Here is a 13,563-nt window from a genome sequence, read left to right as displayed (position 1 = left end):
AACCCGTATTTTTGCAAAAAAATAATTCCCTTTTGAAAACGAAACTTTTTGTAATTACACCGCCTTTTACTCAACTGAATACTCCGTATCCGGCAACGGCGTATATAAAAGGTTTTTTAAACACTAAAAATATCGAATCAGTTCAGGCTGATTTGGGTATTGATGTGATTCTCGAATTGTTTTCGAAAAAAGGACTTGTTGATTTGTTTCACGTTTCACGTTTCAAGTTTGAAGTTCACTCTGAAATCTCGGATAATTCGAAACGTATTTTTGCTTTACAGGATGAATACATCAAAACAATTGATCCAGTAATCCAGTTTTTGCAAGGGAAAAATCCAACTTTGGCATTGCAGATTTGTCAAGAAGATTTTTTGCCCGAAGCTTCTCGTTTTGCACAATTAGAAGAGCTTGATTGGGCTTTTGGAACAATGGGAACGCAAGATAAAGCAAAACATTTGGCGACTTTATATCTTGAAGATATTTCGGATTTTATTGTGGAATGTGTCGATGAGAATTTTGGCTTCAGCCGATATGCCGAACGTTTAGGACGAAGTGCAAATTCGTTTGACGAATTGTATTTGGAACTTCAAAAAGAACCAACTTATATCGATTCGATTTTGATCTCGCTTTTAAAAGTTAAAATTGAAGCTGTAAAACCAACTTTGTTTTTAATTTCAGTTCCGTTTCCAGGAAATTTATATAGTGCGTTTCGATGTGCCCAATGGGTAAAACAACATCATCCTGAAATCAAAATTTCGATGGGCGGTGGTTTTCCAAATACCGAATTGCGTTCACTTTCTGACAAACGTGTTTTTGAGTTTTTTGACTTTATCACTTTAGATGATGGAGAAGTACCAATCGAAGAATTAATTTTCAATTTAGAAAACCCAAATTCCAATTCTTTCAAAAGAACTTTTTTATTAGAAAATGGAGAAGTTGTTTACAAAAACAATTCTTTAAAACACGATTACAAACAATCACAAGTCGGAACTCCAGATTATTCAGATTTGCCTTTGGACAAATATATTTCAGTGATTGAAATTGTAAATCCAATGCATCGAATGTGGAGCGATGGGCGTTGGAATAAACTCACGATGGCACACGGCTGTTATTGGGGGAAATGCACGTTTTGTGATATTTCTTTGGATTATATCAAAGTGTACGAACCTGTTGCCGCAAGTTTGCTTTGTGATCGAATGGAAGAATTGATCGAACAAACTGGCCAAAACGGATTCCATTTTGTTGATGAAGCCGCGTCGCCTGCATTAATGCGTGCCGTAGCTCTTGAAATTTTGAAAAGAAAACTGGCGGTAACTTGGTGGACGAATATTCGTTTTGAAAAAGTTTTTCAAAAGATTTGTGTTTATTGCTAAAAGCTTCTGGTTGTATTGCTGTTTCCGGCGGTTTAGAAGTGGCCTCTGACCGTTTGTTGAAATTGATTGATAAAGGCGTTACGGTTGAGCAAGTTGCTAAAGTTACACGAAATTTTACCGAAGCTGGAATTATGGTGCACGCCTATTTGATGTACGGATATCCAACACAAACGATTCAAGAAACAGTTGACAGTCTGGAAATGGTGCGCCAATTGTTTGAAGCTGGCGTTTTGCAATCTGGATTTTGGCATCAGTTTGCGCTTACAGCACACAGTCCTGTTGGATTGTATCCGGAGCAATTTGGCGTGACCAAAAAAACTGAAGCAATCGGAACTTTTGCTAACAATGATATTGAATACACTGATTCTACAGGAATCAATCATGACAAATTCAGTTTCGGATTAAAGAAATCGCTTTTCAATTTTATGCACGGAATCTGTTTTGATTATGAATTGCAAGATTGGTTCGATTTTAAAATTCCGAAAACAAAAATCGATCCCGATTTTATTTTTAATGCTTTAGAAGAACAAAACGATTTCAACACAAAACCAAATGCAAAAGTAGTTTGGTTAGGAGGAAAGCCTTCTGCAGAAATTTTTACAAAATCAAAAAAAGGAAGAAGCTGGGAAATGATGTCCCTGACTTTTCATGACAAAAAGAAAGCTTCACCATTCAAACCAGTAAAGATGAAGGCGAATGGTCGCTTTCGATTTTGACAAATATCTCGGTTTCGGGCCCTAAAAATTACACTTTTCAGGAAGTGAAAAATGATTTTGAAAATCAGGATTCTTTAGAGGATTTTGAATTGTTTTGGTATTCAAAACCTGTGAATACGTTGAGAGAATTTGGATTATTGGTTTTATAAATCAATACTCTACAAAAGTTCCATCACTAGGAATTGCAGTTTTTGATAAAAGATCATTTTCCGAAAGTGCTCTTTTTAATTCCTCACGAGTTGTCGGGCAATGATTTAAGGCTTCAAGATGATTGGCAAAAACTTTTCCTGGCGCAAGAGCGGCAAATTTCAAAATGTCATTCATTCGCATTAATAATGGTTGTCCAAAATCAAGTCTGGCGGTTCCGCAGGCAACAGTGGCAATATCTGGTTTGAGTTCTATAAGGACTTTTTGAACATCATCAGTAAAAATAGTGTCAGAACTTATGTAAATCGATTTTTCATCGGCAAGTTCAATATAAAACCCCATTACATTGCCCATAAGTTTTGCAATGAATCTGTAGCCATGAAGTGCAGGGATACCAATAATTCTTCCATCAAGAAAAGGCTGAGGTTCCCAATAATTTAAAGTTTGAACAATTTTTAAGCCTCGTTTTGTCAGTTCTTTTTCATCTTTCGAACTGCATATAACTGGAATGCTTTTTCGTCTTAAATAAACTTCGCCTGCTTTGTCGATATGATCTGGATGCAAATGCGTAATTAAGCAATGCGTTACGTTGCTTAAAATTTCTCTGCTGTTTTTGGGTAATGCAACTAGAGGATTTCTTTTTGGTTTATAACGGAAAATGGTGAATGGCGGGATTGTTTTTCTTTTTCCCAACATTGGGTCAACCAGAATTACATGTTTTTCGGTTTCAATTACTAAAGTCGCATTTCGCAAATGATGTATTTTCATATCTGACAAAATTAGAACTTAAAAATACAAAGATTTTTCAAAATCTATTTACAGATTTTTCTTTATTTTTAATGGAATTGTTAGGAATTAAATTACGCAATAGAAAAACGAAACCCTATTCCATGCAAGTTTTCAATAGAAATATCTTTTTCGTTTACCAATATTTTACGCAGTCGCGAAATAAAAACATCAAGGCTTCGCCCCATAAAATAATCATCAGTTCCCCAAAGTGCTGTCAAGATTTGTTCTCTTTTTAAAACGAGATTTTTGTTATCAAGAAAAAGTTTTAGCAGTTCGGCTTCACGTTGCGTAAGACTGATTTTTTCATCTTTATTAAAAAGAATAAAATTATTGATATCAAAATTATACTTCCCAATCTCATAAACCGATTTTTCTAATGGAGCATTTTTCTGCGAACGTTTTAAAAATATTTCAATTTTCAAAAGCAATTCCTCAATACTGAAAGGTTTTACCAAATAATCGTCGGCGCCCAAACGCAAACCTTTGATCCGGTCTTCTTTTAATGTTTTTGCTGAAAGAAAAATAATCGGAATATCAGTATTTAATTTTCTGACTTCGGTAGCTAAATCGAAACCGTCCATTTTTGGCATCATAATATCAAAAATGCAAATGTCAAATTTTTCTTTTTTGAAATTTTCCAAACCAGACAATCCATCGCAACAATGCACAACAGTATAGTTGTTTTGTTCCAAATTATCTTTGGTTAAAAACGCTAAAGTTTCATCATCTTCGGTATAAAGTATCTTGAATTGTTTCATTTTTTATAAGGAATTGATAAAGTTATAGTGATGCCTTTTTCTTGATTGTTTTCGGCTTTAATTTTCCAATTTTGAAGACTGCAGATTTCTTTCACATAATATAAACCAAGTCCGAAACCGTTTACTTCATTGCTTTTCTCGTTTTTTACGCGATAAAACTTATCAAAGATAAAGGAAATGTTTTTAACAGGAATTCCAATTCCGTTATCAATAAAAGCCAATTTTAGGATTTGATTTTGCTGTGTAATCTGAACTAAAATTTCTGGTTTTTCCGTGCAATATTTTATGGCGTTGTCAAGTAAATTGTAAACTAAATTATGAAAATGGAAAACATCTGTTTCAATTTTGAAATCTTTTGAAGTCGTTTCGATTTTAACTGAAGCTTCAGGATATTTCAATTGAATGTTTTCAATCGTTTCTTCAATAATCGGAACAATTAAAACAGTTTCTTTTTTATTTCCAAAGGAGCATAATCTGACTTAGCGATATTCAGAATCTTTTCAATATGATTGTTCAGTTTATTGCTCTGATTGATAATAATATCGGTATAGGTATATAGTTTTTTATCTTCTTTAATTGGGTTTTGCTCAATTAAATATTTCGATGCAATTAAAATGGATGATAAAGGTGTTTTAAATTCATGTGTCATATTATTGATGAAATCTCTTTGAAGCTCGGAGTATTTTTTTTGCTGTAAAAGCTTAAAAATAGAATATACATAGATGAGCAAAATCAAAATCAGTGCGGTAGAAAGCACAAACCAAAAACGCATTGAACTAAATAAATAAGTCGTTTCATTCGGGAAACGAACCGCAAAATAATACACTAAATTTTTGTGTTTCGGGAAATAGACCGTTTTGTTTTGTTTTCCTTTTTTTGACAAAGAAACATAATCGCCATAAACCATTTCATCACTTTGGCAATTGTACATTGCATATTCAAAATCGGTCGTAATATTCATTTTTTTGAATTCCGATTTTAGATAAAATTCTAAAATATCGGGTTCAAAATCATTCTCGATGTTGACAATATAATAATCGTTTGAAATTTTTTGAACAGGATTTTGGCAAGAATGTTCATGATCTGTTCCTTCATATAATTTTCGGGAAACTTCAAGCAAGGCAATATGAGCTTTTTGGCTCAGCTTTTTTGTTCTAATGTAAAAGCCTCTTTTGTCCAAAGCAATTGCGCTACCAAGATGCTAATAATGGCAATTAATCCGAGGAGGATAATACTATTGAGTCTGTTTATTTTCAAGAAAAATGGCTTTTTAAAAGTGTAATATTAATCAAATTTATTCTCAAAAACAGCACTTAACAAGTCGTTAACAAAGATTTGAAAGCGGTTAACAGCGATTTGATTTATTCTGAAATACTTTTGAAATACAAATTTAGAACTATAAATCACTAAAAATATTTAACTATGAAAATGATCAAAATCTCCATGTTAGCTTTGGCATTAGGTTTAATGTCTTTCTCGGCTGTTGCGCCAGTAAAATCATTAGTTTCAGAAACTAAAACTGTAGAAACAGCTTCAACAATTGTTTGGAAAGCTGAAACAATCGATGTTGGACAAATTCCGCAAGGAACTCCAAAAGCAATTGTTTACGAATTCAAAAACACAGGGAAAACAGCAGTTGTAATTACAAATGTTCAAGGATCTTGCGGTTGTACTGCAACAGATTACACTAAAGAGCCAATTCAGCCAGGAAAAACAGCTAAAGTTACTGCGACTTATAATGCGGCAAACAAAGGTGCTTTTACAAAAACAGTAACCGTTACGACAAGTGCTGAAACAACTCCAAAAGTTCTGACATTAAAAGGAACTGTTATTTAATTAGAATTTTAATAGGTTGGTTATATCGTGAGCCTCAAATACGCACTGTATTTGAGGCTTTTTTTATTTGTTTTGAGAGGTTAGATTTATTAAAAATTTCATTTTAGAAAGGTTTGCTTTTATGAAAACTTTCCTATTTTTATTAAAAATTTTATTATGAAAATCTGGTACCAGTTTATTGCCGCCGTTAGCCTTTTTGCTGTTGTTTCATGTAATTCAAAAGGGGATAAAAAAGAAGAAAATCAAATAAAAGCCAAAGTCGAAATTCCAGAACTTCATCTTACAATTGATAGTTCTAAAATTGCTTCTTTTTATGCAACATATCCAAAATTAGCCAAATTTCAAGATCAGGTTTTTACTTTATACAAGAAAAATAAATCAACGCAATTGTGGCAGGATAATAAAGGAATTGATGAGTTTGCACATACTTTATTCAATAAATATAAAGGTCTTGATGAAGAAGGTTTAAAAGCAAACTTTCCTTATAAAGAAATCAATTCTGTATTTGAAACCATTACCGACAATAAGTTGTCGAAGGAAAATACAGATTTAATGATTTCAAATTTGTATTTCTATTATGCCGAAAAAGTATATTCTGGAGTTGACGAAAAAACTAGTATTTCGCTTGAATGGCTTTTGCCGAGGAAAAAGCTCAATTACCGCGCCTTAACCGATTCTATTTTTCAAAAATCGACTATAAATGATGACCACAAAAACAAAATGTTCAGTCAATATTATAAGCTTCGAGATGTTTTAAAACAATATCGTGATATTGAAAAAAATGGAGGATGGAAAACTATTGAAACAGGCGAGGATTATAAAAGCTTGAAATTAGGCGATTCATCAAATATAGTGGCTCAAATTAGAGAAAGGCTTTTTATTACAAATGATATCAAAGAAGACAATAAAAGTGCGGTTTGTGATACGGTTTTGATTAATGCAGTGAAAAGCTATGAACTGCATCACGGATTAACCCCTAAAAATATAATTCTGCCAGAGCATATTGCAGAAATGAATGTTCCAGTTTCTGACCGAATCAAAACCATTATTGTCAATATGGAGCGATGCAGATGGATTGATCCTGAATTGGAAAAAGGGAAAAAATACATCGAGGTCAATATTCCTGAATTTAGATTGTATATAATTGAAGACGGAAAAATTGCTTTTATTTCGCCAGTTGTGGTTGGAAAAGCGATGACGAAAACGGTTATTTTCAGCGGGATGATGAATAATATTGTTTTCAGTCCGTATTGGAATGTTCCGACAAGTATTATCAATTCAGAGATCAAACCTGGAATGGCAAGAGATAAAAACTATTTGCAAAAGAAGAATCTAGAATGGAATAATGGCGCCGTTCGCCAGCTTCCAGGGAAAAATAATTCGCTTGGTTTGGTGAAGTTTTTGTTTCCAAATTCAAGCAACATTTACTTGCATGATACGCCAGCAAAAAGTTTGTTTGAAAGAGAAAGCAGAGCCTTCAGCCACGGTTGCGTGCGTGTCGCAAAACCTCGTGAATTGGCTATCGAATTATTAAAAGATGACCCAAAATGGACTCCCGCTCGAATCGACAAAGCGATGCACGCAGGAAAAGAAAATTGGGTTAGCTTAAAAAAGAAAGTTCCAGTTTATATTGGATATTTTACTGCTTGGGTTGACAGAAAAGGCCAAATGAATTTCTACAAAGATATTTATCAAAGAGATGAAAGTCTGCTTAAATTATTGACCGAAGAGTAAATGTTTGATTTGATGTTTCACGCAGATCTTGCAGATTTCAGCAGATTTAATTTGATTTTTATAAACAGATTATGCAAAATAAATCTTCGTGCATCTGCTCAAATCTTTTTATCCCGATAGCTATCGGGAGCCTGAAAAATAAATCAGTGGCAAAAAACTACTCAGACAAAACATCAATACACTTATAAAAGCGTTTGGTGTAATGTTCTGTATCAAGTGCAGTGATAGTCACGCATTGTGCTTTTCCAGACGAGGCATGAATAAATTTTGATTGCATACCGTTGGCTTCACAAATAATTCCGAGATGCCCAATTACGGTATTGTTTTTATAACCATAAAAAACCAAAATATCACCAACTTTAAATTCTTCGGGATTTAATTTTTTACCAATGTTTTTATATTCGCCAGAACTTCGCGGTAAAGTCACTCCATAGTTTTTGAAAACATAATTCACAAAACCAGAGCAGTCGAAACCTTTTTCGGGATTATTGCTCGCGTAAACATAAGGAGTTCCTAAATATTTTTTTGCAAAAGCAATAATTGAATCACGGTCAATTTCTGATTGGATTTGAGTTTTATAAGTTATTTTCTTTTCTTCTTTTTTGAAGGAAGAAAAGAAAATAATGGGTAGCATTAAAATTAATAGACGCAATTTCATTTTTGTAAAAAAAGTAATAATTGATTTAAAGATAAACCCTAGTTATTGAAAAACAAAGTAAAATGTAAGAATTGACATCTGTAATTCGAGGATTGATGTGCTTGAGTGGTATTTTTTTATTACGTTTTGACGTTTTAGTATCTTTCTATCTAAGAGATTTCAAATATATTTGTGAATCTAATTTATATTTTAACAAATAATGTATGTTTCTTAAAAAAATACCTTTTTTAATTTCGTTTTTACTAGTTACAACCGCTTGTGTGTCGCAAAACCAAAGTAAAAACAAAACTTTTTTATACGCAGGCCGAGTTGAAAAACTTCAAAATGATAATGTTATTTTAATTGGAACTGCCTCTTCGGTTTCATTCAATTTTATAGGAAATGAATGTTCGATTTTACTTCAAAGCGTTGATTCATATGAACACCATAATTATGTTGCTTTAGTTTTAGATGGGAAATATCTTGGGAAAGTCAGAATTGAAAAAGGTGGTGCGCAATCTTTTCCAATAAAAACAACTTCAAATAAAAAAGAACATAAACTGGAAATCTACAAAAATACCGAAGCACATACGGGCGGTGTTTTATTTGCAGGAACAACTGCAAAACTGACTACAATTTCATCTAAAAAGAAAAAGAAAATCGAATTTATAGGCGATTCTATAACATGTCTTCACGCAAGTGATTCTGTTGATTGTGACAAAGGCGAATACATGGATCATCATAACGGATATTATGCTTATGGGCCAACACTTTCAAGAGCAATTGATGTTGATTATTTGACTAGTTCTGTTTCAGGAATTGGAATGTACCGCAACTGGAATGATGAGAACAAAGACGAAGCAATAATGCCAGATGTGTATCAGAATTTGTATTTGACAAAAGACAATTCGAAACCTAAATATGATTTTGCTTTTCAGCCAAATATCATCAGTATCGCTTTGGGAACTAATGATTTTTCGGGAGGAGATGGCAAAAAAGAAAGATTGCCTTTTAATGCAGAAAAATACGTTTCGAATTACATCAATTTCATAAAAATGCTTTATCAGCATAATCCAAAAGCACAAATAGTAATTACAAATAGCCCTATGGTTGGAGGCGAAAAGGCCGCTGTTTTTGAAGATTGTCTGAAAAAGTTAAAAACGCTTTCGCGGATGATAAAGCGCACAAACCAATTTTGATTTTCAAATTCAAACCAATGAAACCAAATGGCTGTCTAGGTCATCCTGATGTTGCAGATCAAAAAGTGATGGCAAATGAATATGGTCCTTTTTTAAAGAAGTTGCTAAATGAAAAATAATATCTATAAGTTTGTTTTCTTTTTATTGATCTCCAGTACTATGATGGCAAACGTTTCGCTTCCGAATATTTTTAGTGACAATATGGTTTTACAGCGCAATTCTGAAGTGAAAATTTGGGGCTGGGCAAATCCAAAAGAAGAAATCAAATTGGTTTCAAGCTGGAATAATCAAGAATATAAAACGGTTGCAAACAATCAAGCAAAATGGGAATTGTTGATTAAAACTCCAGAAGCGGGCGGACCTTTTTCAATTTCAATAAAAGGCTACAACGAAGTGGTTTTAAAAAATATTTTGATTGGCGAAGTTTGGCTTTGTTCCGGACAATCAAATATGGAAATGTCCGCAAGCTGGGGAATTGACGATGGTGAAGAAGAAATGAAAAACGCGACGAATCCTAATATTCGTTTTTTTACTGTTCCAAAGTTAACTGCAACAACGCCACAAAATAATTTACTTGGAAATTGGACAGAATCGACTCCAGAAACGATGAAATATTTTAGCGCAATTGGTTATTTTTTTGCCAAACGTTTAAGAGAAGATTTGAAAAATGTTCCAATTGGATTGATTTCTTCCAATTGGGGCGGAACTCCAGCTGAAATCTGGATGCCGGAAGATGTCGTAAACGGCGATCCAATTTTATTGGAAAATGCCAAAAAACTTAACGAGCAAGAATACGGCCCGAGACAACCTGGACGCGCTTACAACGCTATGATTTATCCAATTGTTGGATTTAAAATTGCAGGAACGCTTTGGTATCAAGGTGAATCTAATGTTGGTTCTTTGGTTTATGATAAAACGTTAGGAGCTTTAATTACTTCTTGGAGAAAAGAATGGAAAGATGATTTTCCGTTTTACTATGTTCAGATTGCGCCTTTTAAAACAGGAAGCAATAATTTCTCCAATGTTACGGTTCGAAATTCTCAAAGAAAATTATTGAAAGAAATTCCAAAAACCGGAATGGTTTTGACTTCGGATATTTCGGATACAATTGATATTCACCCAAAAAATAAAAAGTCAGTCGGAATTCGTTTGGCTAATTTGGCTTTGGCTGAAACGTATCCCGAAGCTTCGGGACTAAATTCTAATTTGGTAAATGGGCCACTTTATAAAGACTATAAAATTGAAAAAAACAAAGTAATCGTTTCTTTCGATTATGCTGACGGACTTTATTTTAAAGACAAAGTTTCGAATCAATTTGAATTGGCTGGAGCCGATGGGATTTTCTTTCCTGCTGAAGCTTCAATAAAAGATAATAAGGTGATTTTGACGAGTAAAAAAGTCGCTCAGCCAGCAAAAGTGAGATTTGCGTGGGGAAATACAATTCAATCAGATTTGTTTAATAAAGTGAATTTGCCGGCTTCTTGTTTTAGTTCTGAATATTGAGATTTTAGAAGAAAGAGGAAAGAACAAAGGGTAAAGATTTTAGATTTTTCCGCATTTTATGTCAGACTGAGCGGAGTCGAAGTCCCGCAAAGATTGGCGATTTTGTTTGTGGACTTCGACTCCGCTCAGTCTGACAAAACTTTGTATTGAAAAATAAAAACCGAAAAAGTTCTTTTGAAACCGTTCGCGTGAGGGATAGCAGTGGAAAGCCCACAGCCTGACGAAGGAAGTGCGAGGACTTGTAGCGGATAGCCCGACCCGCCTTTTTCGGCGGGACACGCCCAAAAGAAAAAACTTAGCATCTTAGTATCTCAGCATCTTAGTAGCTTTTAAAAAAACTAACCATGAAAAATAAAAAAATAATAATTATTGGGGTCTTTTCCCTTTTTACGATTGGAAATATGAATGCACAAAAAAAGCCGTATCTGGATAAAAATAAAACTATTGAACAGCGTATAGATTTGCTTTTGCCTTTAATGACTTTGGAGGAAAAAGTAGGGCAAATGAATCAATACAACGGTTTTTGGGATGTGACAGGACCTGCTCCAAAAGGCGGAACAGCCGAATTAAAATACGACCATTTAAGAAAAGGATTAGTCGGTTCAATGCTGACGGTGCGCGGTGTGAAAGAAGTGCGTGCTGTGCAGAAAATTGCGGTGGAAGAAACTCGTTTGGGAATTCCGTTAATTATTGGTTTTGACGTAATACATGGCTATAAAACGTTAAGCCCTATTCCGTTGGCTGAAGCGGCGAGCTGGGATTTAGAAGCGATTAAAAAATCGGCGGCGATTGCGGCTGATGAAGCTTCGGCATCTGGAATTAACTGGACTTTTGGACCAAATGTTGACGTTGCAAATGATGCACGTTGGGGGCGTGTGATGGAAGGTGCAGGAGAAGATCCGTATTTAGGAAGCAAAGTGGGTTATGCTCGTGTGAAAGGTTTTCAAGGTGAGACCGTTGCTGATTTGGCCAAAGTAAATACGATTGCTCGCTTGCGCGAAACATTTTGTCGCTTACGGTTATGTTGAAGCGGGATTGGAATATAATATTGTAGATATCAGTAATTCGAAATTGTACAATTCGGTTTTGCCACCTTTTGAAGCGACTGTAGAGGCAGGAGTTCGTACGTTTATGAATTCGTTTAATACTTTGAATGGTGTACCAGCAACGGGAAATGCCTTTTTGCAAAGAGATATTTTAAAAGGAAAATGGAAGTTTGACGGATTTGTGATTTCTGATTACGCTTCGATTCGTGAAATGATTGTGCACGGTTATGCAAAAGATGAAGCTGATGCAACAACAAAAGCAGTAATTGCAGGTTCTGACATGGACATGGAATCGTATTTGTATGTGGCGAAATTGGTTGATTTGGTAAAATCAGGAAAAGTAAAAGAAGCTTTGGTCGATGATGCTGTTCGTAGAATTTTAAGAGTGAAATTTGAATTAGGATTATTTGATGATCCGTATAGATATTGTGATGAAAAACGCGAGAAAGAAGTTGTTGGCAGTAAGGTCAATAATGATGGTGTTTTGGACATGGCGAAAAAATCGATTGTTTTATTGAGGAACGAGAAAAACTTGCTTCCGCTAAAGAAATCGGGACAAAAAATTGCTTTGATTGGCGCTTTGGCAAATGATAAAAACAGTCCGTTAGGAAGCTGGAGAATTGTCGCCGATGATAATACAGCTGTTTCAGTTTTAGAAGGAATGCGAGCAATATAAAGACAATCAATTGGTTTTTGAAAAAGGAGCAGAATTGTTAACACAAAAAGCGACTTTTTTAACTGAAACCATTTTTAATACAACTGATAAAAGCGGATTTGAAGCGGCAAAATCAGCGACGAAAAATGCTGATGTTGTGGTAATGGTTTTAGGTGAATATGGCTTCCAAAGTGGTGAGGGAAGAAGTAGAACAGATTTGAATCTACCGGGATTGCAACAAGAATTATTAGAAGAAATTTATAAGGTAAACCCAAATGTAGTTTTGGTTTTGAATAATGGTCGTCCGTTGAGTATTCCTTGGGCGGCTGAAAATATTCCGGCCATTGTTGAGGCTTGGCAATTAGGAACTCAAACTGGAAATGCTGTAGCGCAGGTTTTATACGGAGATTATAACCCAAGTGGAAAACTGCCAATGTCGTTTCCTAGAAATGTTGGGCAAGTGCCAATTTATTATAACAAATACAGCACTGGAAGACCAGTTGACAGCGATAAAAACGTTTTTTGGTCGCATTATATGGATGTGGAGAAAACGCCTCAATTTCCGTTTGGGTTTGGTTTGAGCTACACAACTTTTGATTATAAAAACCTGAAAATAAATAAATCAGATTTTGCAAAAGGAGAAAAAGTTCAAGTTAGTGTTGAGGTCACAAATACTGGAAATTATGATGGAAAAGAAGTCGTTCAATTATATATTCATGATGAATACGCAAGCATCGTACGTCCAATAAAAGAATTGAAAGGTTTTGAATTGGTTAATCTGAAAAAAGGAGAAACTAAAACGGTAAACTTTACTTTAACGGATAAGGAACTTGGTTTTTATAATAACGAAGGAATCTATTTAGTTGAACCGGGAACTTTTAAAATCATGGTTGGAGGAAGTTCAGATAAAGGTTTGCAGAGTGGTTTTGAAATAAAAGAGTAACTTTTTTTGAGAGGCAAAGTGACAAAGTGACAAAGTGACAAAGATGCAAAGATTTTTTGAATAGCCCCTAGCTTTAGCTAGGGGAATAAGATTTGAATAGAAAAAGGCTTTAGCCGAGCTTTAAAGTTTGGCTAAAGCCTTTTTGATTGTGTTTATGTTTTCATCCAGCTAAAGCTGGACGCTATTGACTATTATTTTAAAAAAACTTTGTGCCTTAGTGCCTTTGT

Annotated in this window: 9 protein-coding genes and 2 pseudogenes; 6 read left to right on the top strand and 5 right to left on the bottom strand. The window is 34.4% G+C overall.

The genetic code is table 11. The features are described 5' to 3' along the window. Positions 1-32 precede the first annotated feature (32 nt). A pseudogene (locus ACQ9BO_RS23185) lies at positions 33-2,238 on the top strand (B12-binding domain-containing radical SAM protein). 1 nt (position 2,239) lies between these two features. On the opposite strand, the gene ACQ9BO_RS23180 reads toward ACQ9BO_RS23185, so the two are convergent. The 4 genes from ACQ9BO_RS23180 to ACQ9BO_RS23165 all read right to left on the bottom strand — a co-directional run bounded on the left by ACQ9BO_RS23180 (position 2,240) and on the right by ACQ9BO_RS23165 (position 4,903). Next, positions 2,240-3,004, bottom strand: a complete 765-nt coding sequence (locus ACQ9BO_RS23180) for an MBL fold metallo-hydrolase (protein WP_431242662.1) — start codon at positions 3,002-3,004, stop codon at positions 2,240-2,242. Positions 3,005-3,096: 92 nt separating this feature from the next. Continuing rightward, complete coding sequence (locus tag ACQ9BO_RS23175) at positions 3,097-3,783, bottom strand: response regulator transcription factor (RefSeq protein ID WP_431242661.1); 687 nt, start codon at positions 3,781-3,783, stop codon at positions 3,097-3,099. Continuing rightward, positions 3,780-4,181: a sensor histidine kinase gene (locus ACQ9BO_RS23170; protein WP_431242660.1), complete on the bottom strand. Its 402-nt coding sequence runs from the start codon at positions 4,179-4,181 to the stop codon at positions 3,780-3,782. The genes ACQ9BO_RS23175 and ACQ9BO_RS23170 overlap by 4 nt, the downstream gene beginning before the upstream one ends. A gap of 38 nt (positions 4,182-4,219) precedes the next feature. Then, positions 4,220-4,903, bottom strand: coding sequence for a histidine kinase dimerization/phospho-acceptor domain-containing protein (locus ACQ9BO_RS23165; RefSeq protein ID WP_431242659.1), 684 nt, complete (start codon positions 4,901-4,903; stop codon positions 4,220-4,222). 302 nt (positions 4,904-5,205) lie between these two features. Between ACQ9BO_RS23165 and ACQ9BO_RS23160 the strand changes: the two genes are divergently transcribed. Further along, complete coding sequence (locus ACQ9BO_RS23160; protein WP_431242658.1) at positions 5,206-5,619, top strand: DUF1573 domain-containing protein; 414 nt, start codon at positions 5,206-5,208, stop codon at positions 5,617-5,619. 156 nt (positions 5,620-5,775) lie between these two features. Continuing rightward, positions 5,776-7,353: a L,D-transpeptidase family protein gene (locus ACQ9BO_RS23155; protein WP_431242657.1), complete on the top strand. Its 1,578-nt coding sequence runs from the start codon at positions 5,776-5,778 to the stop codon at positions 7,351-7,353. A gap of 157 nt (positions 7,354-7,510) precedes the next feature. Here ACQ9BO_RS23155 and ACQ9BO_RS23150 read toward each other — a convergent pair whose 3' ends face one another. Beyond that, on the bottom strand, positions 7,511-8,011 hold the full coding sequence (locus ACQ9BO_RS23150; protein ID WP_431242656.1) for a C40 family peptidase: 501 nt from the start codon (positions 8,009-8,011) through the stop codon (positions 7,511-7,513). Positions 8,012-8,271: 260 nt separating this feature from the next. Between ACQ9BO_RS23150 and ACQ9BO_RS23145 the strand changes: the two genes are divergently transcribed. From ACQ9BO_RS23145 to bglX, 3 genes and pseudogenes are all read left to right on the top strand, one after another. Beyond that, positions 8,272-9,189: a GDSL-type esterase/lipase family protein gene (locus ACQ9BO_RS23145; RefSeq protein ID WP_431242655.1), complete on the top strand. Its 918-nt coding sequence runs from the start codon at positions 8,272-8,274 to the stop codon at positions 9,187-9,189. Between the two features lie 108 nt (positions 9,190-9,297). Beyond that, a complete protein-coding gene (locus ACQ9BO_RS23140; protein ID WP_431242654.1) occupies positions 9,298-10,692 on the top strand; it encodes a sialate O-acetylesterase in 1,395 nt (464 codons plus the stop codon). A 344-nt stretch (positions 10,693-11,036) separates the two neighbouring features. Further along, positions 11,037-13,336, top strand: a pseudogene (bglX, locus tag ACQ9BO_RS23135) (beta-glucosidase BglX). The last annotated feature ends 227 nt before the right edge of the window (positions 13,337-13,563 follow it).

Source organism: Flavobacterium sp. P21, from assembly GCF_050632225.1.
Classification (GTDB): domain Bacteria; phylum Bacteroidota; class Bacteroidia; order Flavobacteriales; family Flavobacteriaceae; genus Flavobacterium.
This window is presented reverse-complemented; position numbering and strand designations above follow the sequence as displayed.

Excerpts from the sequence above, each read along its gene's own strand:
- ACQ9BO_RS23180 (WP_431242662.1), bottom strand. The coding sequence starts at position 3,004 with ATGAAAATACATCATTTGCGAAATGCGACTTTAGTAATTGAAACCGAA.
- ACQ9BO_RS23175 (WP_431242661.1), bottom strand. The coding sequence starts at position 3,783 with ATGAAACAATTCAAGATACTTTATACCGAAGATGATGAAACTTTAGCG.
- ACQ9BO_RS23160 (WP_431242658.1), top strand. The coding sequence starts at position 5,206 with ATGAAAATGATCAAAATCTCCATGTTAGCTTTGGCATTAGGTTTAATG.
- ACQ9BO_RS23155 (WP_431242657.1), top strand. The coding sequence starts at position 5,776 with ATGAAAATCTGGTACCAGTTTATTGCCGCCGTTAGCCTTTTTGCTGTT.
- ACQ9BO_RS23150 (WP_431242656.1), bottom strand. The coding sequence starts at position 8,011 with ATGAAATTGCGTCTATTAATTTTAATGCTACCCATTATTTTCTTTTCT.
- ACQ9BO_RS23140 (WP_431242654.1), top strand. The coding sequence starts at position 9,298 with ATGAAAAATAATATCTATAAGTTTGTTTTCTTTTTATTGATCTCCAGT.